The sequence below is a fragment of the Pseudomonas sp. 57B-090624 genome, from assembly GCF_003234055.1.
In the GTDB taxonomy this organism is placed as follows: Bacteria; Pseudomonadota; Gammaproteobacteria; order Pseudomonadales; family Pseudomonadaceae; genus Metapseudomonas; species Metapseudomonas tohonis.
On the sequence record NZ_QKRU01000026.1, the window covers coordinates 1 to 21506 of the forward strand.

The window sequence follows — 21506 nt, forward strand, 5'->3', positions numbered from 1 at the left end:
GACCCGCACCATCTGCGGGGGTGCATTTGCTGCGGGGGTGCAGCTCCTGCGGGGGTGCATATGCTTCGGGGGTCACCGTGTACACGGTGGAGCGACCGGTGCGGTCACTGGTGGCCAGGGCCCCAACACTGCACAGCCACTTGATAGCGCCCTGCACTGCACGCTCCGACAGGCAGGTGCGCAGCGAGATGTTCGATACCGACGGCCAGCACACGCCCTCGTCGTTGGCGTTGTCCGCCAGCGAGATCAACACGGCTTTCTGGGTGGCCGTCATTCCCTGGAGCGGCCAGCAGGCCGACATGATCACGGTGCTCATCAGGCCACCTTCACCGAGGCTTCCAAGACATCCAGCGCCTCACGGGCACCAGTGATCTCCCGGTGGATCATCTTCTTCTCCATCTCGGTCACACGGTTGTCGGCCAGAGCATCAGCCACGGCGCGAGTAACGTCCGCTACCTCGGCATGCATGCCCAGTACCGCGCTCGACAGCGCCTTAGCTTCGGCCTCCTCCTTCTGCACCAGCCGGAATCCGAACTCGTCGGCAAGCGCCGCCAGAGCCCGGAAGTCCTGCGTGTGCAGCAGCATCGTGTAGAGGTGGTTGATCGTGAGGCGGTGGGCGTCGTTGTCGGGGTTGGCGCGCTGCAGCAGGCTGACATGGGGCAGGCCCATCTGGGCCGCCAGCTGCTTCGCGTCGTTGTCCTTCACCGTGTCGTGGCAAGACCGCAGAAACCTGTCCATCGTAAAACCTCGCTCTTCTTTCCGTGGCGGCGCGCTACGTGGCACGCCATCCTGTATTCGTGGATGGCGCCAGTCAGGCGACCTTGGATGACTTCTCGCGAGCACAGAGCTCCTTGGCGGTCACAAGCCCTCCCGTAACCTCCTCAGCCTTGAACGCATGCTCGGCGCTGATGGAATGGATGCCAGACAGCCAGTACGAGACTGCTGCTTGAGAGACGCCCAGAGCCTGAGCTGTCTTGGTTTGGCCGCCGAAGTGATCGACCAGCCTTTGGATAGCGGTCATTCGCTGCCCCTCAAAATAAGCGTGCTTATAATGTATGAATAAGGAATCTTATTTGCAAGCGTATAAGTGCACTTATAGATTGGCGCGCATGAGCTATCTCAAAGATCGGATAAAACAGGCGCGCGAGTTCGGCGGCATGACTCAGAGGCAACTCGCGGAGCGGGTGGGCGTTTCTCAGCCCGTGATTTCCCAGCTCGAGCGCGGCGACAACCTACAGAGCGTGCACCTGCTGAAGATCGCGGAGGTGTGCGGCGTTGATCCGTCCTGGCTTTCTAGCGGAAGCGGAGAAGGCCCGGGGGCAGACATTGAGCGGGCGAACACTGCTGTAGCAGGAGCAGGAAAGACCCCTGCTGACCTGGTCCGAGCCATGCTCGCCACCAAGGCCGGCAAAGCTCTATCGAAGGAAGCCCGGGAGCGCCTGCTGGGCGCCGCCGAAGAGCCTGTGGACGGCGTGGTAGAACCGAGCGGTAACGTCATCAGGGCCGACTTCTCCAGGCGACCCATACGAGGCGACGAAATCAGCATCGCTCACTACGACGTCCGCGGCGCCATGGGTAGCGGCAAACTCGTGCGCGAATATCCCGAGATGCTCCGCGACGTCATCGTCAGCCAGGAGCACCTGCGCGAGCTTGGTGTGAAGTACCAGGACCCAGCGCACCTCAAAATGATCACCGGCGATGGGGAATCGATGGCGCCCACCATCAAGCACCTCGACCCTCTCATCGTCGACGCCAGCATCCGCGAATTCACCGGCGACGGCATCTACGCCTTCACCTACCAGGGCCTGTTCTACATCAAGCGACTACAGTTGAAGGGCGCCGAGCATTTCAAAATGCTCTCCGACAACCCGCTGCACCCTCCGGAGGACATCCGGATCGAGGAGACCTACATACAGGCTCGGGTGCTATTGGTGTGGAATGCTAGGCGGGTGTAGCAAAGCGAGTATGAAGAAGAATTTGGTGTTCCGCGGCTACCTGGATGTGCGTAACGGGGACCGCTTGGCGTAAAAATAGCAAGAAGGAGCTATGCTGATGAGCGACAAGAAAGATGCCCCAACCCCGCAGCCACCGACGCGACCTCAGCCGAATCGCGAAACCCCAACCCAAGACGGCTGGGGGGAGAAAAGACTACGGCGGGGGATCCTCCACCATCCAGGAGAGCAGGCCGGTTCCTAGGCCTCCGAGACCTAAGCCATGACCGAAGCCAACGATGTAGAGACGAAGCGCCACGAGATCTGCTTCTACTTGCAGCGAAACATTCGCTACAACGCCAGGAGAGCTGCTTTCTTCCTCAGATGGGGACGCTTCACCTCCTTCGTTGGCCTTTTCCTCGGCTCCAGTTCCGCAGTCAGCTTCATTTCCGGGCTTCCCTCAAGCGTCAGCGTCGCCTGCGGTATGACCGTTGCGTTTTTCTCGGCACTGGATCTCATCGTCGGCACTGGGCAGCGGTTCTCTCTTCATTGCGATTTGCGTAAGCGATTCCTTGAGCTTGAAGAGCGGCTCGAGCGAGAGGCACAACCCTCGGACAAGACCTTCCGAGAGATGTGGAGTGCAGTGCGCAGAATTGAAGCCGATGAGCCGCCTCATCTTCGTGCGCTGGAGCTGATGGTTCGTAATGAGGTTATGGCCTCGATGTACGACCGAGACGAGTTGCTCGAGCACTACATCCCATTGCCATGGCCGGTTCGAGCCACCGCTCAATGGATAGACTGGGATACAACATCCGCCCAGCCTGAACCGATGAAAGCCCAGCCCCTCACTTGAGGGGCTTTTCATTTAATGGTGCTCAGAATGGCGCCGGCTTCTCTGTCGAATCCCTCCACAGCACCTTCACCTCGTCATCCGCCCATCCATCGCTCGGCAACGGCTCACCCTCCTCCTCCTGCTGCGCCCACTGCAGCGTCACGGTGCCGTCGTCGTTGAAGGTCATCTCCAGGCCATCCGTTTCGCCGAGCAGCTCCAGCACCTCCTCCCACGCCTGATCCTCGTCCGTGTCCAGGCGGTGGATCGTCACGCGCCGGTTCAGCTGCGCGGAAGGCGAATTGATCATCTCCGACACCCTCAATCCCAGGCGCTCGCGGCTGGTCATCACGCGGCGTTCGGTCTGCTTCTGCTGGTTCTGCTTGGCCATTGGCTTACTCCTTTGTACTGGATATTCGTACAGTAATTCGGCCAATCGCCATCATCAACGGCATTTCAAAAATATAAGATTGCTTATTGACTGAATAAAATAAGCTGACTTATATTTGCTTCACGCCAGCAGAACACCGCCGGCCAGCCCGAAAGGGCGCCGCTCTTTAACAACCAGCAGAGATCCACAGGTGCCAGACGGCGTTTGAACCCTGTGGACGTCACCGAAATACGCAATGCGTCCGCCACCGGTTACCGGCGCGGAGGTTTGCGGGAAAGCATCACTGAGCAGCCTTCTTGCGAGGGCTGCTTGGGATGTAGACCACCACCGACAAGGAAACCGCAATGACCATCACCGCAATCAAAGCAGCAGACCTTCCCGCCATTGGCCAGAGCCTGGCTGACGGCATCTTCTACTCGCGCACCTGGCTCAACGGTGTGGAGTACGCCTATGTCGCCATGGGCAAGGAGCACGAGTTCACCGGCGAGTGGGGGAAGTACGGCCAGAACGTCTCCGGCGCCACCAGCTACCGCGACGGCGCTGCGAACACCACCGCCATGGCCGAGGCTGGCAGCCCCATCGCCGCTCGCGTCCTGGAGATCGCGGAGGGCGCGTTCATCCCGTCCGCCCTGGAGCTGGCCACCCTGTACGCCGCCAAGCAGGCCGGTGAGATCGATGGTTTCGAAGATGACTGGTATTGGTCGAGTTCGCAGTACTCGTCCGGCTACGCCTTCGACACGACCTTTACCGTCGGCTACACGGGCCTCAACGGCAAGTACGGCGAGTTTCGCGTCCGCGCCGTCCGCAAGATTCCCATCATTCAGTAATCCGCTCCTTCATTCCTTTTTGGAGTTGCCATGATCCTCATTACCATCAACGCAAACGGAACCACCATCACCACCAGCGACCATCAGTTCGCCACGTATGCGATGGCCCTTCTCGAAGACCAGCAAGACCAGTCCACTCCCTCCGATGTGCCGCCGCTCGGCGCCGAGTGGCCCGGACAAGGCGGGATCAACGGCGGCCTGTTCCGAGGGCGTGACGGTCATCCGGACTACTACCTCATCTGGGCCAAGGAAGACGCCAAGGACATCAAGTGGGGTGGCTACGGCGACGAGTCCAAGGCCACCAGCAAGTGGGATGGCCTGGCCAACACCAAGGCCTTGCTCGAAGAAGGTAGCCACTCCGCTGCCGAGTACGCGGCCTCCGTCGAGGCCGATGGGCATGCCGACTTCTACCTGCCCTCCCAAGCCGAACTGATGATGGCCTGGGCGAATGTGCCGGAGCTGTTCAGCGCTACGTGGTACTGGAGCAGCTCGCAGTTCTCGTCCCTCAGCGCCTTCCTCACGGGCTTTACCGACGGCGGCACGGACTACTACGCCAAGGACGTCGAGTTTCGCGTCCGCGCCGTCCGCAGATTCATTCGCTAATCCATTCATTTGGTCAGGAACGACCACGAGGAGGCCAGGATGGCCATGCACACCGAACTGCAGATCCACAAAGCGGCCGAAGAACTGCTCGGCCTTACCCTTGATCTCGTGCGCAACATCCCGCGAGACCTGAAACAGGTCATTGGCTCGAAGCTACGTGATGAGGCTCTGCAGATCATGGTGCTGATCGGGCGCGCCAACATGGCGAAGGACAAGGTGCCGCACCTGAACCAGTTGCTGGAGAGCATCTGTATGGTGAACTACCTGCTTCGCGCCTTGGCCAATCGGCGCTTCATCAGCCTCAAGCAGCACGCTGCAGCCATGCAGCTCACCGCGTCAATAGGAAAACAGGCCAACGCCTGGAAAGGGAAATTCGCAACCGCGCCCGCTGCGTGATGGCTACGGCCGCCAAGCCTGAGCGCTGAATCTGGTCTTGCCGCTGCCCATCGGGCACCGCCATGCGCATCACGGATACCGCCAGGCCGCCTGGTAGGTCCGGCGCAGTTTCTCGGCTGAGCAATCGGCTGGGCGACGTAGATAGCAAGGCATGTCGCAGTACTCGTCCAACAACGCCTTCAACACGAACTTTACCGACGGCAACACGAACAACAACGACAAGAACAACGAGTTTCGCGTCCGCGCCGTCCGCAGATGCAGGTGTTGCGATGTTTCCTTTCGAAGAATTGGTCCAGGCCTATTACGACTGCCGCCGGCACAAGAGCAACACCGCCAGCGCGCTGAAGTTCGCAGAAAGCCTGGAAGAGAACCTGCTGACCCTCTACGAGGATTTGCAGGTAGGCACCTACGCTCCCGGCAAGTCGATCTGCTTCGTTGTCGCCAGGCCAAAAGCCCGGGAGGTATGGGCAGCAGATTTCCGGGACCGCATCGTGCACCACCTGCTGTACAACCGCATCGGTCCCGGGATCGAACGCAGTTTCGTAGCGGACAGCTGTGCCTGCATACCCGGGCGCGGGACGCTCTACGCCGCAAAGCGCCTTGAGCAGAAGATCCGAAGTGCCACCCAGAACTGGTCGAAACCGGTTCACTACCTGAAGTGCGACCTGGCCAACTTCTTCGTCAGCATCGACAAGCGCGTGCTGGCCGGCCAGCTGGCGAAGAGGGTTGCTGATCCGTGGTGGAAACAACTCGCCCTGCAGGTGCTGATGCACGATCCGCGCGAGAACTACGAGGTGCGCAGCCCGCGCCACCTCTTCGCGAGGGTGCCGCAGCACAAGCGCCTGGTTACTCAGCCCGCTCACCTGGGGCTGCCCATCGGCAACCTGTCGTCACAGTTCTTCGCCAACGTCTTCCTGGATGCCCTCGACCAGTTCGCGAAGCACCAGCTCAAGGCTCGGCACTACATCCGCTACGTCGACGACTTCATCTTGCTGCACGAGTCACCACGGCAACTGAACGACTGGCTGGCGCAGATAGAAGCCTTCCTGCCCACCCTGGGCGTGAAGCTGAACCCGAAGAAAACCATCCTGCAGCCGGTAGATCGTGGCGTCGACTTCGTTGGGCACGTGATCAAGCCCTGGCGCAGAACCACGCGGAAGAAATCGGTTGCTCAAGCGTTGCGCCGAGTAGCACAGGCGCCAGAAGAAGAGCTGCTGGAAACCGCCAACAGCTACTTCGGATTGCTCAGGCAGGCCGGCAGCAGCAAGAAGGATCGAGCCGCCTTGGCGCGCATCCTGCTCAAGCGTGGCCGCGTCGTGGACGGCCACCTCACCAAGACGTACCGGAAAGCTTTCGCAGGCGAGTCCGGGGCCAGGAATGGCTAGTCCAGATGCAAGCAGGGAAGCGCCTGCCGCCTGCACCTAACCCCGAACCGACACGGGGCGCCACCGCGCAACGCATGACGCCGCGCGCGGCAACGACCGGCTGGCCACCGGGGCATCCGGCCTCCCAGTCAATCCACATCCAGGAGAGCGACGTGCTGACCGCAACCTCGATCATGAACCCCGTTTTCCTGGCCAAGGTGCGCGCCGCCATGGCCCAGGCATTCCGCGACAGGAAGCCGGTGCGCGTGCGCAACCGCCACGGCCTCACCGTGCTCTGCATCGAGTGGTCCGCCGGAACCTGGCGGGCCTGGGCCGACTTCGGCCGCGAGGTAACCAACTCCCTTCGCAACGCCTTCCACTTCACACACCTGCTTCGCCAAGGAGAATGACATGCAGCAGCGCCAGCACCCCGCCGCCGACATCGAAGAGTTCGCCGGCAAGAACATGCGCGACACCGCCGCCCTCGCCCGCCGCTTCGGCTACACCCAGCCCGAGCACATCTCGCTTCGCTCAGGACTGTGCGTCATGCGTTTCAAGCGCCATCCGGCGCAGCAGGTGGCGTGATGCTCTCCACCGGCTGCATCCGCAGCCACGAGCAGCAGGTGGCCATGCTGGGGAGCGCCGCCGGGATCGGTTCCCCAGGCGCTACGCCAAGCTGATGGCCCGAAAAGGAAAGACGCTCGACATCGAGATCATGAGCCGGCGGCAGATCCAGGCAGTGCAGGACGAAGAGAAGATGACCCGGGTGCGGGAGCTGGCGAAGACCCACTGCATCACCGAGGTCGAAAAGCTGACCGGCATCAGCAGGAAGCGCCTAGTGTCTCTGGCCGAGGAGCACGAGATCACCTTCCCCGAAGGCCGTGGCCGCGCCCACCTGGCACGCTATGAGGTCCACGCCGCCAAGCTTCGCGCATACCTGGCCATCGGGCTGACGCGGCGGGAAGCCATCAAGGCGAGCGAGCTGGACCCGCGAATCTTCAAGAAGGTCTGCCAGCAGTTCGAAATCCAGTTCCCGGAGACACGCTGAACATGGCCAAGACCAGCCAGCAACGATCAGCCGACGCAGCAGCGCGGCGCAAGGAGCGCGGCGAGGTTGAGCTCCGGCACCGCGTGCGACCAGGCATCCTGGCGATGCTCCGTGACCTCATGAACTGGGGCGCCATCAGCGAGATCGCCGAGTGCATCCAGCTGCTGATCATGAACATCCATGCTCTCGGGCCAGAGGGCGCCAAGCGCTTCCTTGCCGTGCCGCGCCACGAAATAACGATATCGGAAAGCGTGGCGCGAAAGCTCATTCAATCAGGCGCAGATGAAGCTGCTCGAATCGACGCAGATGAAGCTGCCTGATCTACCAGAGGTTGTTGGCGGAGTTGATCATCGGCCTTAGATGCCCTTGCGCGCGCTCTTCAGCCAGCCACTCGCGACTCTTCGCCAGGTTAAATACGCGAAGATCCTTCAGGAGCATCGATACGGCGGTGCCTGATATCGCGTACTCGCCGCAGTCCGGGCAGTTGATGTTTTCGCCGTCGCCAGTCTTTTGCGCTTCTACAGCCTGCGTCTCGCAGATGTAACACCTCATCACCATCTCCTTGTGCCGGCCCCTCGCCGGAATCCAAAACCTACCCCACACCATCCATCCGCACCAGCGGAAAGGATGCGATCGACCTGGAGAAAGCATGAAGCTCACATACGGATCGGTGTGCAGCGGCATCGAGGCCGCGAGCGTGGCCTGGCACCCGCTGGGGATGAGGGCCGCCTGGTTCGCCGAGATCGAGAAATTCCCCAGCGCCGTCCTGGCTCATCGCTGGCCGGAGGTGCAGAACCTGGGCGACATGACCCAGCTCGCGCGACAGGTGCTGCTGGAGCAGATACCCGCGCCGCCAGTGCTGGTAGGCGGCACGCCCTGCCAGGACTTTAGCGTTGCAGGTATGCGCGCCGGCCTGGCCGGCAAGCGAGGCGCCCTCACCATCAAATTCGTGGAGCTTGCAGATGCAATTGACCATGTTCGCCCCGCCGGAGACGAATGCGTTGTCGTCTGGGAAAACGTCCCCGGTGTCCTCTCCGACAAAGCCAACGCCTTCGGCTGCTTCCTCGGCGCCCTGGTGGGCGAATCCGATGCGCTCCAGCCGTCAGGGGGAAAATGGACGAACGCTGGTTGTGTGTATGGACCCCGCAGAACAGCCGCATGGCGGGTGCTGGATGCCCAATATTTCGGACTGGCCCAACGACGCCGCCGTGTGTTCGTTGTCGCAAGTGCTCGAAGAGGGTTCGATCCCGCCGCGGTACTTTTTGAGCCAGAAGGCGTGCGCCGGGATACTCCGCCGCGCCGAGGCGAGGGGCAAGACCTTGCCGGACGCGCTCCTTTCGGCCCTGCGCTCCAGTGCGGATGCGGAACCATCCTCGAGTTGAGTGTCGGCCCGTGGGGCTGCCCCAACTGCGAGGGCGATGAAGGGCCGGCCGTCGAGGTGACAGCGGGCATACCTGCCTTCGGCGGCGAGAACCAGAGCGGCAGCCTGTTCCAGGCCGGCGCACTGAACGCCCATGGTCTGCGCAACGACTTCGCCACCGAAACCTTCTGCGTAGCCCCCACCATCACCGGCGGCGGCAGGAAGGGTGGTGGTTACAGCTGCGATGACATCCCGCTGACTGCCGCAACTCTTGACGCTTCCTACGGGCGACTCCAGGGATGCAGCGGGCAAGACCTGAACCACGGCCATAGCCACCTAATCGCAGTGCACGGCACCCAAGATCCATGCGTGCAGATCGACCAGGCGCACACACTGGGCAGGAACAACGGCCAGGAGAACGCTGTGCTGGCTTTCCACGAGAACCAGCGCGCCGAGGTAACGACCCACGACGTTGCCTGTACTTTGAAGGGGCACGGCGGAAAGCCTGGCCAAGGCTATGCGGCTGCGATGATTGGCCCAGCAGTTCGCCGGCTCACCCCACGCGAGTGCGAGCGCCTGCAGGGCTTCCCCGACGATTACACGCTGATCCCCTGGCGCGGGAAGCCGGCGGACGAATGCCCAGACGGTCCGCGCTACAAGGCCATCGGCAACAGCAAGGCGGTTCCAGTCGTGCGCTGGATCGGCCAGCGCCTCCTGCAACAGCTCCAGTAACCCCACCCCATCCCCAACCCACTCTGCGCGCAGCGCTGGAGGGATACACCATGCGCCGAATCTACCTGGCAGGCCCGATGACTGGGCTCCCCGAGCTGAATTTCCCCGCCTTCCACGCAGAGGCTGCACGCTTGCGGGCCCTTGGCTTCGACGTGGTCAACCCTGCCGAGATCAACCCCGAACCGAACGCCTGCTGGCGCGACTGCATGAAGGCTGACATCCGGGAGCTCGTGACCTGCGACACCATCGCCCTGCTGCCGAACTGGAGCAAATCGCGCGGCGCGAAGCTCGAGCACCACATCGCCTGCGGGCTCGGAATCATCCGCATCAACGCAGCTGACATCCGGGAACCTGCCCGGGAGGCGGTGCCGGCATGAGCCAGTCGAAGAGCCTCACAGCGAAGCAGCAGCGCGCTGAGCAAGTGAACCAGGCCATCCGGATCATCTCCGAGCATGGCCGCCAGTTCTTCCGCTGCAGACACACCGGCAACGTCTCCCGCATGGAAGTCGATGCGCGCGGCAGGGTCTGGTTCCACGACTACTACACCAGGAAGCGCATCTACACCCACCCAACTTCCTTCGGGAATGAGTGGTACGGCTTCACCAGCGGCGGGACGCTTCGAAATCTGGTTGAGCGCTTCCGGGACTACATCAGCACGGGCCAGCCTATCGGGTCGAACCTGCTCGGGCCGCAGCGCTTCAACGACACCAACATCTGGGGCTACGAAGAGGACGCAATGGCCAGGGTTCGCACTCTAGCCGGCGCCCTCCCCGTCTTCCGCCAGCTGGATGAGGAGCAAGCAGCATGACCCAGATGAAAACTGTACGTACAGCCGAGCTGATTGGCGCGGCGCTGGATTGGGCTGTCGGCATTGCGGTCGGAGAGCACATCACAAGGATCGTCGGAGATCACCCACACGTCCTCATCAATGGTCAGATCGCTGGCCGCTATCTCCCCTCCACTGACTGGAGCCAGGGCGGCCCACTGATTGAGAAGTGCATGGTGCGCACTCAGTACGCAGCTGATACAGAAAAGCGCGCCGACGCCGGATGCTTGGCGCAGGTATGGCGCCCATATGCGATGGCGCACGGTGACACGCTGCTAATCGCCGCCTGCCGCGCCATCGTGGCCGCCAACCTCGGCGACGAAGTCCAGATCCCCGCGGAGCTGCTGCCATGACCGCCCTTCAGCGCAAAGATCGCCCGATCATCTTCAGCGGCCCCATGGTCCGCGCCATCTTGGAAGGCCGGAAGACGGTAACGCGGCGTGTGATCAAGCCGCAGCCCTACATCGATACCAGCGGCAACTTCTGCTGGAACGGGAGCAACTACGGCCAGAACGAGAACGGCCCACGTAGCGCCGCACTGGCATCTCCAATCCCGTGCAGCAAGACCAAGCGCGTGGCGTGCCCATATGGGAAACCTGGCGACCGGCTGTGGGTGCGCGAGACCCACTTCATCAACGACTTCCGCGGCGCCAACGTGCCAGAGGATGACCGCGCCGAAGCCGAGATCGTGTACCGCGCTGACCCACTGCCATGCTGGGAGGGCGAGGAGTCCGAGATACCTTGGCGCCCCAGCATCCACATGCCCCGCTGGGCCTCCCGCATCCTGCTGGAGATCACCGACGTGCGCGTGGAGCGGTTGCAGGCGATCAGCGAGGAGCAGGCTCTGGCCGAGGGCGTGAAGGGTGAACCCTGCGACCATGCACGGCAGGCCTGTACCGATATCGGCTGCTGGGGCGACACCGCCAAGGGCGCGTTCGGTTTCCTGTGGGAGTCGATCAACGGAACCGGCAGCTGGCACGCCAACCCCTGGGTTTGGGCGATCAGCTTCCGGAGGATTCAGCCATGACCGGTCTCTCCGAATCAGCCACACAGCGGCGCAGGGATGCTTTCGAGCGGCAGGCAAGAAAGCGCGGCCTGCCGATTTCGTACAAGGACGGTCGCTACCAGAGCGAGCGCACCAATCGGGCGTGGCTCTTCTTCCACACGATCTACTTGCTGGTTGAGCAAACCAACTCGGAGGGCTGAGCCATGTTCACCGACGGCGCCAGAAAGCTCCAGACCGATGCCCTAGCCCGGGGCGCACCTCGCTACCTGCACATCCCCACTCGCCACCGCTATCTGGTCATCGCCGACGACGGCCAGCAGTGCGAGCTCCAGGGCATCGACATGAAATCCACCTACGCCAGCCACGAGGCGCTGGCTGACAAGAACGTATGGGAGCGTATTCCATGAGCAGCTGGACCAACCAGAAACCGACCGTTCCCGGTGCCTACTACATCAGGGGATTCCGTCTCGGAGAAGAAGATAGCCGCCCGGCACTCGTCGAGATCGACACGGATGGCGATGAGCTGATCTGCAACCTGCATTGCAGCAATAGCGAGGACGAATTCAGCCGCTGGGATGCTCTGGCCGTCTTCTCGGGCGACTTCGAATGGCTTGGCCCGCTGCTTTCCACCCCTCCCGCCGCGCAGGTGCAGGGGGAGCAGCCGGAGGTGGTGGCGTGGCGCTCGGAGAATGGCAGCTATACGGAGGACCGGCAGGTAGCTGAACAAAGAAATGCGCATAGGGAAGACCCGTATCTGCCCCTGATGACCGTCGCCCAGCACGAGCGCATGGCGGCCGCCATGGTCGAGCACTACCGCGCACAGTTTTCCGAGTTGCACGTCGCTAGGAATCTACTGTCGCGCCTGTCTCGGGCTGGGATCGAGCTGGGCGACGACCCCGCTAGCAGCATTATCGCCGCGCTCTCCGCCCCGCCTGCTGCTGGGGTGCTGGAGCAGATGTCCGAGGAGGCCCGCTCAACCCTGGTCGGCATGGTCGAGTTCTGCCTGGAGCGGCGCTACTGCATGGGCATGGATGAAGGCTTCGCATCGTTCGAACCGGAGACAGAGCACGGCTTCGTGAAAGAGCTGCGAGCTTTCGTCGAAGGCGCCCCCACCCCGCCTGCATCCGAACAGCAGCAGGCTGTCCAGCAACCGCACACAGTTGAGTTTGTGGGCAAAACGTGTCAGCGCGTGCTCATGGCTGAAGGGAAGCCCTATCCGCGTACCTGCGCCGTTTGCGGACTCTCCGGTCCGTGCAAATCATTTCCTCGGGAGAGCGACCTGCGCCTGAACCCGCACCTGGCAGGTGTAAACCAGGGGGTTACAACTGAGGCGGGGAATGGGGGTGATGCATGAGCGAGAAGATCAAGCCGTGCCACTGCGGATACGAAGGCGAGCTGATGGGACTGCAGCACTCCGTGTTCCTGAGCCTCATCTGCCCGAAGTGCAACCGCACCGTGGAGGCCTTCACTACCGAAGGCCTGGCCCAGGCCTGGAACAAGCCTGCTCCCACCCCGCCCCAGGAGAACGACCGATGAGCTTTAATCCGTTGCTTAGCCTGGCGCGCAATGCCAAGCGCCAGAAGATGGACATGCAGTGCGACCCGCAGTGGGTACTGGATCTGGCCGCCGAGCGCGACCAGCTCCGCGAGGAACGCGACAGCCTGGAATCTGAATGCAGCCGCGTGACTGGTCAGAACGCCCGACTGCATGACCAGATCGTCGAGCTGTACCAAGACCGCGACCAGCTCCGCGCCGAGTTGATCAAGGCCAACGACCGCTATCAGCGAGACGTTTACGGCCTGAACAACGAGGGTGATCCAATCGGCGGCGAACCTCCCGGAGGGTATGCCAACGACAATGCCAAGCTCCGCGCCGAGCTCGACGCGATCAGGGGGCAGAAGCCGGTGGCGTGGCAATCACGCTTCACCGACGAGGAGTGGGCCAAATGCAGCCGCGGCCACTTCGATTGGGTGAAGCGGGAGCCAGAAGCATTCCCCGGAGGCTACGAAGCCCGAGAACTCTACGCCCTTCCACCCCAACAGCTCGGCGCAGAGGAACGTGATGTTCCGCTTCATGCAGCCATCAACCGGGCCTGCGGGGAGCTGCCTGATGGGTGGTCTATCGAGGTGAACGCAGAACGAGACGGCGCCTGGGTCGCTCTTCTGAATGCCGAACTGGAGGTAGTCGAATTCCCAACCAACAACGAGCGCCTCGATTACACGGTGAACGACGCTGTCGAGTTCGCCATCCTCTCCACCCGCCAGGCTGAGGAGGGGGAGTGATGCGAGAACTCAGTCTTGCACAGCGCGTCGCGCGAGCTGACGACCCGATCAAAGAGCTCGTCAGCGATGAGGATCTTGAGGCCGCCTGGGGTCACGCCAACTTCGGCGGGATGGACAGGCGCGACGTGATTCGATTCGCCGTCCTGAAATGCGCCAGCGGATGGCACCAGGGCCACACCTCGCAGACCATATGCAGGGAGCTTGGCCTGATCTACCGCAGTCGATACGGCCTCACCAAGAAGGGCCGGCTGTATCTCTGGGAAGCCTTCGGGCGCGACAGCAACTTCTAACCCCCTACCCCACCACAGCCTGCCGGCAATGACCGGCGGGGAGGTATCGTCATGTTCATGACCCAGCAGGAAGTGGCCGACCTCACGGGTCGGTCCCGCGCCAGCGCGCAAATACGCTGGCTCGATGATCATCGTTTCGGATACGTGATAGGCGCGGATGGGCGCCCGAAGGTTCTTCGGGACGTAGTGCTTGCCCGGCTGGGGGCTTCCCAGCAGCAGAAGAAGGAGCCCCGGCTGCGTCTGACGGGGTCGTGAGGAGGGGACATGCGTCCAAGGAAGAAGGATCGGCACCTGCCGGCTTGCATGTACCACAAGCACGGCGCGTACTACCTGGTGAAGGGTGGGAAGTGGCTGCGCCTGGGCGAGGACTACCAGGCGTCATTGCTTGAGTATGCCCGGAAGACCTCACAGGCAGCGCTTGGCGGCATGCCGGAGCTCATCGACAGAGCCCTGGCGCACCACTTCAAGGTCAAGCGCCTGGCCGCCAACACGGTGGCCCAGTATGAAGCCGCAGCGGAGAGGCTGAAGGACATATTCGCGGAGTTCGAGCCAAGACAGGTCATGCCGAAGCACATCGCCGCGGTGAAGGTCGATCTTGCCGGCACCCCGAACATGTGCAACCGCATCCTGTCCGTGGCCCGCATCGTGTTCAGCTACGCCCTGGAATGGGGAGAGGTCGATTCCAACCCTTGCGTGGGGGTCCGGCGCCATCAGGAGGCGCGGCGCGACCGGTACATCACCGATGCCGAGTTCTCGGCCATCCTGGCCGCCTGCAGCCCATACGTGCGCAACATCCTGGAAATGGCATACCTCACCGGCCAGCGCATCAGCGACGTGATCAGTATCCACCTGGCGGACATATCGCCGGAGGGCGTGGCGTTCGTGCAGCAGAAGACGGGAGCCAAACTGGTCGTAGCCATGACCCCGGACCTCGAGGAGTTGATCGCCCGCGCCAAGGCCCTGCCGAGGAAAGTGCGCACGCTCACGCTGTTCTGCGCACGCGCCGGAAGGCCAGTGTCGTACCACACAATCAAGGAGGCGTTTGCCAGGGCGAGGGAGAAAGCCGGCGTGGCTGACGTGACCATCCACGACATCCGCGCAAAGTCCCTGACGGATGCTGATGCTGAGGGCAAAAACGCTCAGGCGCTCGGCGGCCATAGCGACCCGAGAATGACCGCACGATATCTGCGCGGGCGGTTGCCGAAGATCGCTCAGGCCCCGACAATGCCTGTCAATGTGCGCTGAGTATTAGACAAACACCCCTATGTCAAAAAGACAGGCCCCCGCCGAAGCCCTAAACAACGAGCTCTCCGACCACACGCCGATGATGCAGCAGTACTGGCGATTGAAGAACCAGCACCCGGACCAGCTGATGTTCTATCGCATGGGTGACTTCTACGAGATCTTCTACGAAGACGCCAAGAAGGCCGCCAAGCTCCTCGACATCACCCTCACCGCCCGCGGCCAATCGGCTGGCAAGGCGATCCCCATGGCAGGCATTCCCTTCCATTCGGTGGAGGGCTACCTGGCCAAGCTGGTGAAGCTCGGCGAGTCGGTGGTCATCTGCGAGCAGATCGGTGATCCGGCCACCAGCAAGGGCCCCGTGGAGCGCCAGGTGGTGCGCATCATCACCCCCGGTACGATCAGCGATGAGGCGCTGCTGGATGAGCGGCGCGACAACCTGATCGGTGCGGTACTCGGTGATGAGCGCCTGTTCGGGCTGGCAGTGCTGGACATCACCAGCGGCCGCTTCAGCGTGCAGGAGATCAAGGGCTGGGAGAACCTGCTGGCAGAACTCGAGCGCATGAATCCCGCGGAGCTGCTGATCCCTGACGACTGGCCCCAGGGCCTGCCGGCCGAGAAGCGCCGTGGCGTACGTCGCCGCGCCCCCTGGGACTTCGACCGTGACTCGGCCCGCAAGAGCCTGTGCCAGCAGTTCGGCGTACAGGATCTCAAGGGCTTCGGTTGCGAGAACCTGACGCTGGCCATCGGAGCGGCCGGCTGCCTGCTCGGCTACGCCAAGGAAACCCAACGCACCGCCCTGCCGCACCTGCGCAGCCTGCGCCATGATCGCCTCGACGACACGGTGATCCTGGACGGTGCCAGCCGCCGTAACCTGGAGCTGGACATCAACCTCGCAGGTGGACGCGACAACACGCTGCAATCGGTAGTCGACCGCTGCCAGACCGCCATGGGCAGCCGCCTGCTGAGCCGATGGCTGAACCGCCCCCTGCGTGATCGCGCCGTACTGGAGGCACGCCAGGACTCCATCAGTTGCCTGCTGGAGCGCTACCGCTTCGAAGGCCTGCAGCCACAGTTGAAGGAAATCGGCGACGTAGAGCGCATTCTCGCCCGCATCGGCCTGCGCAACGCCCGCCCCCGCGACCTGGCCCGTCTGCGCGACGCCCTGGCGGCACTGCCCGAGCTGCAGAGCGCCATGACCGATCTGGAGGCACCGCATCTGGGAACCCTGGCCACCAGCATCCGCACCTATCCGGAGCTGGCGGACCTGCTGGCCCGCGCCATCGTCGAGACACCGCCTGCGGTGATCCGTGACGGTGGTGTGATCAAGACCGGCTACGACGCCGAACTGGACGAGCTGCAGGCGCTGAGCGAAAACGCCGGCCAGTACCTGATGGACCTCGAAACACGCGAGAAGGCACGCACCGGCCTGCCCAACCTCAAGGTCGGCTACAACCGTATTCACGGCTACTACATCGAACTGCCCCGCGTGCAAGCCGAGCAGGCGCCCGCCGACTACATCCGCCGCCAGACCCTCAAGGGCGCAGAGCGCTTCATCACCCCCGAGCTCAAGGCATTCGAGGACAAGGCCCTCTCCGCGAAGAGCCGCGCCCTGGCCCGGGAGAAAATGCTCTATGAGGACCTGCTGGAACAACTGATCGAGCAACTGGCGCCCCTGCAGGACACTGCGGCCGCCCTGGCCGAACTGGACGTACTGAGCAACCTCGCCGAGCGCGCCCTGAACCTGGACCTGAACCGTCCCCGCTTCGTGGAAGAGCCCTGCATGCGCATCGTGCAAGGTCGCCACCCGGTGGTGGAGCAGGTGCTGGAAACCCCGTTCGTGGCAAACGACCTGTCTCTGGACGATGCCACCCGCATGCTGATCATCACCGGCCCGAACATGGGCGGTAAATCGACCTATATGCGCCAGACAGCCCTGATCGTCCTGCTGGCGCACATCGGCAGCTTCGTGCCGGCGGCCAGTTGCGAACTGTCGCCCGTGGACCGCATCTTCACCCGCATCGGCTCCAGCGACGATCTGGCCGGCGGCCGCTCCACCTTCATGGTGGAAATGAGCGAAACCGCCAACATCCTGCACAACGCCACCGACAGCAGCCTGGTGCTGATGGACGAAGTGGGCCGTGGCACCAGTACCTTCGACGGCCTGTCGCTGGCGTGGGCTGCTGCTGAGCACCTGGCACGCCTGCGCGCCTATACGCTGTTCGCCACTCACTACTTCGAGCTCACCGTGCTGCCGGAAAGCGAGCCGGTGGTGGCCAACGTGCACCTCAATGCCACCGAGCACAACGAGCGCATCGTCTTCCTGCATCACGTCCTGCCCGGCCCGGCGAGCCAGAGCTACGGCCTCGCTGTGGCACAACTGGCCGGCGTCCCGGCAGACGTGATCCTCCGAGCACGCGAGCATCTGGCGCGACTGGAAACCACCAGCCTGCCCCATGAAGCACCGAAAGCCGCACCCGGCCAGCCGGTACCGCCCATGCAGAGCGACATGTTCGCAAGCCTGCCGCACCCGGTGCTCGACGAGTTGGCGAAGTTGCAACCGGACGACCTGACCCCACGCCGCGCGCTGGAGTTGTTATATACATTCAAGGCTCGAATCTAACGCCATCGCGCACAAGCTGTTAGAATCCCGCGCGCTCTGGACGAGCTCCGGCCGCCAGCCTGAGTCGGGGACGCCATCCAGAGCCGGGAAACCTCTATAGCCGGGGTTTCCGAGCCGCCGCTGAGGAGAGAACTAGAAATGACCTTCGTCGTCACCGACAACTGCATCAAATGCAAATACACCGACTGTGTGGAAGTCTGTCCGGTGGACTGCTTCTACGAAGGCCCGAACTTCCTGGTCATTCACCCGGACGAGTGCATCGACTGCGCACTCTGCGAACCCGAGTGCCCGGCCCAAGCCATCTTCTCCGAAGATGAAGTGCCGGAAGACATGCAGGAGTTCATCGAGCTCAACCGCGATCTGGCGGAAGTCTGGCCGAACATCACCGAAAAGAAGGAAGCTCTGGCAGACGCCGAAGAGTGGGATGGCGTGAAAGGCAAGCTCCCCCAGCTGGAGCGCTGATCGCGCATCAAGCAAAAGGCCCGCAATTGCGGGCCTTTGTTTTTTGCGGACAAAAAAAGGGGCGGTTGCCCGCCCACTCTTTTGTCCCTATCCCTTCAATTCCCTTTCATCATCCTGATGAGCCACATCCAGTGGCGCTCCCAACCGATTTCCTATCGGCCCGCAACATTCCGTGTTGCATGGGGCTGATGATAGCGATTCCCGGCCTGCCAACAAGGGCACCTGCCGGAGCGGGTCTTGGTGAATTCAATCAGCAATTAAAATAAAAACCTTAAAAATCAATAATATAAAAAATCAGCTCACGCACCTTGGCCCTGATTTCCACTCACTTTTGACCTTTAACGCTTACAGCAAATGTAAGCAAATACTTACACGACCCTTTTTGAACAAAGACATAGCGCTTCGCTTTTCCGGCTTAAGAAGTTCCAAAACGAAGAAACCCGGCCTTAGCCGGGTTTCCCTTAACGACCTCCCTTACTGAAACAGCGCGTCGCTCGACAAGCCGTTCTTCTCCAGGATTTCCCGAAGCCGTTTCAAGGCTTCCACCTGGATCTGCCGCACCCGTTCCCGGGTCAGGCCTATTTCCTGGCCGACTTCCTCGAGTGTGCAGCTTTCATGGCCACGCAGACCGAAGCGACGCACCACCACTTCACGCTGCTTGTCCGTTAGCTCCGACAACCACTGGTCGATGCTCTGCGACAGATCGTCGTCCTGCAGCAACTCGCAGGGATCGGTCGGACGGTCGTCGGTGAGCGTGTCCAGCAGCGTCTTGTCCGAATCCGGACCAAGGGAAACGTCCACCGAAGTGACCCGTTCGTTCAAACCGAGCATCCGCTTCACCTCGTCCACCGGCTTCTCGAGCAGGTTGGCGATTTCTTCCGCAGAAGGCTCGTGATCGAGCTTGTGGGTCAGCTCCCGCGCAGCGCGCAGGTAGACGTTGAGTTCCTTGACGACGTGGATCGGCAGCCGGATGGTCCGGGTCTGATTCATGATCGCGCGTTCGATGGTCTGGCGGATCCACCAAGTAGCGTAGGTGGAGAAGCGGAAGCCCCGCTCCGGGTCGAACTTTTCGACCGCCCTGATCAGCCCGAGGTTGCCCTCTTCGATCAGATCCAGCAGGGAGAGCCCCCGGTTTACATAACGACGGGCGATCTTGACCACCAGTCGCAGGTTGCTCTCGATCATGCGTTTGCGTCCGGCGGGATCACCTCGCTGCGCCAGGCGCGCGAAATGTACTTCTTCTTCCGGAGTCAGGAGGGGGGAAAAGCCGATTTCGTTGAGGTATAGCTGAGTCGCGTCGAGGGCGCGGGTGTAGTCGATGTACTTGTGCTGTTTGAGTGAGCTTGACTGCTTGGACCTGCTGCTCGGGGCAGGTGCTTCCTGCTCCTCGGACAGCGAATCGTCCATGCCGACGCCCGGCTCCAAAAGGAGCAATTCGTCGTCGACGTCAAACTCCGGCGCTTCTTTATTGAGTGCCATTGTTGTTGTCCCTTGCTGAGTTCGACAACAAGCTCTGACGACGCCATTTCCCTGGCTACGCCTGAGCCCGTCCATCCCACGAGGGTGACGGGCTGACGTTGGATCAACGACGGGGCAGATATTGCAGGGGATCTACAGGCTTACCTTGGCGGCGAATTTCAAAGTGAAGCTTCACCCGGTCAGTACCCGTTGAGCCCATCTCTGCAATGGTCTGTCCGACCTTGACCTGCTGTCCTTCCCGTACCAGCAACCTGCGGTTGTGGCCGTAGGCGCTTACGTAGGTATCGCTGTGTTTGATGATTACCAATTCGCCGTAGCCCCGTAATCCACTTCCGGCGTATACAACCGAACCATCCGACGCAGCTAAAACAGGCTGGCCTAATTCACCTGCTATATCAATCCCTTTATTCAAACTACCGTTTGAGGAAAAACGACCGATCATCGCGCCGTTCGCAGGCCACGCCCAGCCAGTCGCAGAGCGGTTTACAGGCAGGGTCGGCGTCGTTGCCGGCGTGGTCGCGACAGGGGGTTGGGCCGGAGTGACGGGCTTGGCCGGCTGGCCCTGCACCGGTTGGCTGGCGGCCGGTTGCCGGTTCGGCGGCGCGGTGACGACCGGAGCCGTAGCGACGGTACGCACCGGTGCGGAATTGGACTGGCCATCGAAACGGATGGTCTGCCCCGGACGGATCACGTAGGGCGCGGGAATGTTGTTTCGCGCGGCCAGGGCCTTCCAGTCCCAGCCGAAGCGGAAAGCGATGGAATAAAGAGTGTCACCGCGCTGTACCCGGTATTGGCCAGTGGTCACCGGTTGACGTTGCTGGGTGCTCACGGCGCGGCCATTGCGATCGACCACCTGGACACCGCCGGGCGGTGAGCTCGCGCAGCCCGCCAGCAACAAGCCAACGGCCACGACGGACAGCAGTCCATGCGCGCTTCCCATGCTGATCCTCTGCCGAATGGCCAGGCTCATTCCTGTCCCCTTTCCCCAATGCCCCAAGGTCGTGCGTATTGTGCCGATTATATCGTTCAGGACCAGTTACCCATTGCTCATCTCGGGTTGCCCGCCAGGGCACGAGGCCATGGCAACGTATCGCCGTGCCTGCCAATCAGAAAGTCGATCGGCGTACAGGTTCCCCGCGGCCAAGTGGATGGTGCGCCGACGACGCGTCCGCCCTGCTCAGGCCAGCGGCCCATTGAGCAGCGGAACGAAACGGACGGCGTCCAGCACATGGTGCGAGAAGCCGTGCTCCTCGCGGATGATCAGCATCAGTTGCTGGACATCGCCCGCGCCGACCGGGATCACCAGGCGCCCGCCCGGGGCCAGTTGATCCAGCAACGCCTGCGGCACTTCGGCAGCACCGGCGGTGACGATGATGCCGTTGTAGGGGGCCAGCGCCGACCAGCCTTCCCAGCCGTCTCCCCAGCGGAACACGACGTTGCGCAGGTTGAGTTCGACCAGGCGCTCCTTGGCGCGGTCCTGCAGGCTCTGGATACGCTCGACGGAGAACACCCTCTCCACCAACTGCGCCAGGATGGCGGTCTGGTAGCCGGAGCCCGTGCCGATCTCCAGCACCTTGTCCAGCGGCCCGGCAGCGAGCAGCAGCTCGCTCATCCGCGCCACCATGTAGGGCTGGGAAATGGTCTGGTTGTGGCCGATGGGCAGTGCCGTGTCTTCATAGGCGCGATGCGCCAGCGCCTCGTCGACGAACAGGTGCCGCGGCGTACGACGGATGGTTTCCAGCACATGGGCGTTGGACAGCCCCTCTTCATAGAGGCGCTGGATCAGGCGCTCACGGGTGCGCTGGGAGGTCATGC

General features: G+C 62.4%; 33 protein-coding genes. 25 read left to right on the forward strand and 8 right to left on the reverse strand.

Annotated elements, in window-relative coordinates; genetic code table 11:
* The 3 genes from DMX10_RS13900 to DMX10_RS13910 all read right to left on the reverse strand — a co-directional run.
* The coding region (locus tag DMX10_RS13900) for a helix-turn-helix domain-containing protein (RefSeq protein WP_146603012.1) at window positions 1-316 on the reverse strand (316 nt) is incomplete at its 3' end.
* Window positions 316-738: a phage regulatory CII family protein gene (locus DMX10_RS13905; protein WP_111261619.1), complete on the reverse strand. Its 423-nt coding sequence runs from the start codon at window positions 736-738 to the stop codon at window positions 316-318. The genes DMX10_RS13905 and DMX10_RS13900, both read right to left, overlap by 1 nt.
* Window positions 739-811: 73 nt before the next feature.
* Window positions 812-1021 carry a Cro/CI family transcriptional regulator gene (locus DMX10_RS13910; RefSeq protein WP_111261620.1) on the reverse strand — a complete coding sequence of 70 codons (210 nt, stop codon included), beginning with the start codon at window positions 1019-1021 and terminating at the stop codon, window positions 812-814.
* Between the two features lie 88 nt (window positions 1022-1109).
* Here DMX10_RS13910 and DMX10_RS13915 point away from each other — a divergent pair, with 88 nt between their 5' ends.
* Entirely contained in the window at window positions 1110-1955 is an 846-nt protein-coding gene (locus DMX10_RS13915; RefSeq protein ID WP_111261702.1) for a LexA family transcriptional regulator, read from the forward strand.
* Between the two features lie 259 nt (window positions 1956-2214).
* A complete protein-coding gene (locus DMX10_RS13920) occupies window positions 2215-2784 on the forward strand; it encodes a hypothetical protein (protein WP_111261621.1) in 570 nt (189 codons plus the stop codon).
* A 22-nt stretch (window positions 2785-2806) separates the two neighbouring features.
* On the opposite strand, the gene DMX10_RS13925 is transcribed toward DMX10_RS13920, so the two are convergent.
* Window positions 2807-3151: a DUF1654 domain-containing protein gene (locus DMX10_RS13925; RefSeq protein ID WP_111261622.1), complete on the reverse strand. Its 345-nt coding sequence runs from the start codon at window positions 3149-3151 to the stop codon at window positions 2807-2809.
* Between the two features lie 344 nt (window positions 3152-3495).
* Here DMX10_RS13925 and DMX10_RS13930 point away from each other — a divergent pair, with 344 nt between their 5' ends.
* From DMX10_RS13930 to DMX10_RS13960, 8 genes are all read left to right on the forward strand, one after another.
* Entirely contained in the window at window positions 3496-3978 is a 483-nt protein-coding gene (locus tag DMX10_RS13930) for a hypothetical protein (RefSeq protein ID WP_111261623.1), read from the forward strand.
* A gap of 30 nt (window positions 3979-4008) precedes the next feature.
* Window positions 4009-4581: a DUF1566 domain-containing protein gene (locus DMX10_RS13935; RefSeq protein ID WP_256604802.1), complete on the forward strand. Its 573-nt coding sequence runs from the start codon at window positions 4009-4011 to the stop codon at window positions 4579-4581.
* 39 nt (window positions 4582-4620) lie between these two features.
* A complete protein-coding gene (locus tag DMX10_RS13940) occupies window positions 4621-4977 on the forward strand; it encodes a four helix bundle protein (protein ID WP_111261624.1) in 357 nt (118 codons plus the stop codon).
* Between the two features lie 269 nt (window positions 4978-5246).
* Entirely contained in the window at window positions 5247-6362 is a 1116-nt protein-coding gene (locus DMX10_RS13945) for an RNA-directed DNA polymerase (protein WP_218281322.1), read from the forward strand.
* A 152-nt stretch (window positions 6363-6514) separates the two neighbouring features.
* Complete coding sequence (locus DMX10_RS13950) at window positions 6515-6751, forward strand: hypothetical protein (RefSeq protein ID WP_111261626.1); 237 nt, start codon at window positions 6515-6517, stop codon at window positions 6749-6751.
* Between the two features lies 1 nt (window position 6752).
* Window positions 6753-6926: a hypothetical protein gene (locus DMX10_RS32955; RefSeq protein WP_021217109.1), complete on the forward strand. Its 174-nt coding sequence runs from the start codon at window positions 6753-6755 to the stop codon at window positions 6924-6926.
* A 94-nt stretch (window positions 6927-7020) separates the two neighbouring features.
* Window positions 7021-7389: a hypothetical protein gene (locus tag DMX10_RS13955; protein WP_146603013.1), complete on the forward strand. Its 369-nt coding sequence runs from the start codon at window positions 7021-7023 to the stop codon at window positions 7387-7389.
* 2 nt (window positions 7390-7391) lie between these two features.
* Window positions 7392-7709, forward strand: a complete 318-nt coding sequence (locus DMX10_RS13960) for a hypothetical protein (protein WP_111261628.1) — start codon at window positions 7392-7394, stop codon at window positions 7707-7709.
* 1 nt (window position 7710) lies between these two features.
* On the opposite strand, the gene DMX10_RS13965 is transcribed toward DMX10_RS13960, so the two are convergent.
* Window positions 7711-7941, reverse strand: coding sequence for a hypothetical protein (locus DMX10_RS13965; protein WP_111261629.1), 231 nt, complete (start codon window positions 7939-7941; stop codon window positions 7711-7713).
* 97 nt (window positions 7942-8038) lie between these two features.
* On the opposite strand from DMX10_RS13965, the gene DMX10_RS13970 reads away from it, so the two are divergent.
* From DMX10_RS13970 to fdxA, 15 genes are all read left to right on the forward strand, one after another.
* Window positions 8039-9481, forward strand: a complete 1443-nt coding sequence (locus DMX10_RS13970; protein ID WP_111261630.1) for a DNA cytosine methyltransferase — start codon at window positions 8039-8041, stop codon at window positions 9479-9481.
* A 50-nt stretch (window positions 9482-9531) separates the two neighbouring features.
* Entirely contained in the window at window positions 9532-9858 is a 327-nt protein-coding gene (locus DMX10_RS13975) for a DUF4406 domain-containing protein (protein ID WP_111261631.1), read from the forward strand.
* Window positions 9855-10289: a hypothetical protein gene (locus tag DMX10_RS13980; RefSeq protein ID WP_111261632.1), complete on the forward strand. Its 435-nt coding sequence runs from the start codon at window positions 9855-9857 to the stop codon at window positions 10287-10289. Before DMX10_RS13975 ends, DMX10_RS13980 begins: the two co-directional genes overlap by 4 nt.
* Entirely contained in the window at window positions 10286-10660 is a 375-nt protein-coding gene (locus DMX10_RS13985) for a phage protein NinX family protein (protein ID WP_256604803.1), read from the forward strand. The genes DMX10_RS13980 and DMX10_RS13985 overlap by 4 nt, the downstream gene beginning before the upstream one ends.
* Window positions 10657-11334 (forward strand): hypothetical protein, encoded by a 678-nt coding sequence (locus tag DMX10_RS13990; protein ID WP_111261633.1) that lies wholly within the window; start codon window positions 10657-10659, stop codon window positions 11332-11334. Before DMX10_RS13985 ends, DMX10_RS13990 begins: the two co-directional genes overlap by 4 nt.
* Window positions 11331-11513 (forward strand): hypothetical protein, encoded by a 183-nt coding sequence (locus DMX10_RS13995; RefSeq protein WP_111261634.1) that lies wholly within the window; start codon window positions 11331-11333, stop codon window positions 11511-11513. The genes DMX10_RS13990 and DMX10_RS13995 overlap by 4 nt, the downstream gene beginning before the upstream one ends.
* Window positions 11514-11516: 3 nt before the next feature.
* Window positions 11517-11720, forward strand: coding sequence for a hypothetical protein (locus tag DMX10_RS14000; RefSeq protein ID WP_111261635.1), 204 nt, complete (start codon window positions 11517-11519; stop codon window positions 11718-11720).
* On the forward strand, window positions 11717-12667 hold the full coding sequence (locus DMX10_RS14005) for a hypothetical protein (protein WP_111261636.1): 951 nt from the start codon (window positions 11717-11719) through the stop codon (window positions 12665-12667). The genes DMX10_RS14000 and DMX10_RS14005 overlap by 4 nt, the downstream gene beginning before the upstream one ends.
* Window positions 12664-12849 carry a hypothetical protein gene (locus DMX10_RS14010; protein ID WP_111261637.1) on the forward strand — a complete coding sequence of 62 codons (186 nt, stop codon included), beginning with the start codon at window positions 12664-12666 and terminating at the stop codon, window positions 12847-12849. The genes DMX10_RS14005 and DMX10_RS14010 overlap by 4 nt, the downstream gene beginning before the upstream one ends.
* A complete protein-coding gene (locus tag DMX10_RS14015; protein ID WP_111261638.1) occupies window positions 12846-13595 on the forward strand; it encodes a hypothetical protein in 750 nt (249 codons plus the stop codon). Before DMX10_RS14010 ends, DMX10_RS14015 begins: the two co-directional genes overlap by 4 nt.
* Window positions 13595-13885: a hypothetical protein gene (locus DMX10_RS14020; RefSeq protein WP_111261639.1), complete on the forward strand. Its 291-nt coding sequence runs from the start codon at window positions 13595-13597 to the stop codon at window positions 13883-13885. The genes DMX10_RS14015 and DMX10_RS14020 overlap by 1 nt, the downstream gene beginning before the upstream one ends.
* Before the next feature lie 51 nt (window positions 13886-13936).
* On the forward strand, window positions 13937-14140 hold the full coding sequence (locus tag DMX10_RS14025) for a DUF4224 domain-containing protein (protein WP_111261640.1): 204 nt from the start codon (window positions 13937-13939) through the stop codon (window positions 14138-14140).
* A gap of 9 nt (window positions 14141-14149) precedes the next feature.
* Window positions 14150-15130, forward strand: a complete 981-nt coding sequence (locus DMX10_RS14030) for a tyrosine-type recombinase/integrase (protein WP_111261641.1) — start codon at window positions 14150-14152, stop codon at window positions 15128-15130.
* 19 nt (window positions 15131-15149) lie between these two features.
* Window positions 15150-17750, forward strand: coding sequence for a DNA mismatch repair protein MutS (gene mutS, locus DMX10_RS14035; RefSeq protein ID WP_111261642.1), 2601 nt, complete (start codon window positions 15150-15152; stop codon window positions 17748-17750).
* A 138-nt stretch (window positions 17751-17888) separates the two neighbouring features.
* Complete coding sequence (gene fdxA, locus DMX10_RS14040; RefSeq protein ID WP_111261643.1) at window positions 17889-18212, forward strand: ferredoxin FdxA; 324 nt, start codon at window positions 17889-17891, stop codon at window positions 18210-18212.
* Between the two features lie 474 nt (window positions 18213-18686).
* On the opposite strand, the gene rpoS is transcribed toward fdxA, so the two are convergent.
* The 3 genes from rpoS to DMX10_RS14055 all read right to left on the reverse strand — a co-directional run bounded on the left by rpoS (window position 18687) and on the right by DMX10_RS14055 (window position 21504).
* Entirely contained in the window at window positions 18687-19691 is a 1005-nt protein-coding gene (rpoS, locus tag DMX10_RS14045; RefSeq protein WP_111261644.1) for an RNA polymerase sigma factor RpoS, read from the reverse strand.
* Window positions 19692-19794: 103 nt separating this feature from the next.
* Window positions 19795-20661, reverse strand: coding sequence for a peptidoglycan DD-metalloendopeptidase family protein (locus DMX10_RS14050; protein ID WP_111261645.1), 867 nt, complete (start codon window positions 20659-20661; stop codon window positions 19795-19797).
* A gap of 207 nt (window positions 20662-20868) precedes the next feature.
* Window positions 20869-21504 (reverse strand): protein-L-isoaspartate(D-aspartate) O-methyltransferase, encoded by a 636-nt coding sequence (locus tag DMX10_RS14055; protein WP_178082955.1) that lies wholly within the window; start codon window positions 21502-21504, stop codon window positions 20869-20871.
* Window positions 21505-21506 lie beyond the last annotated feature (2 nt).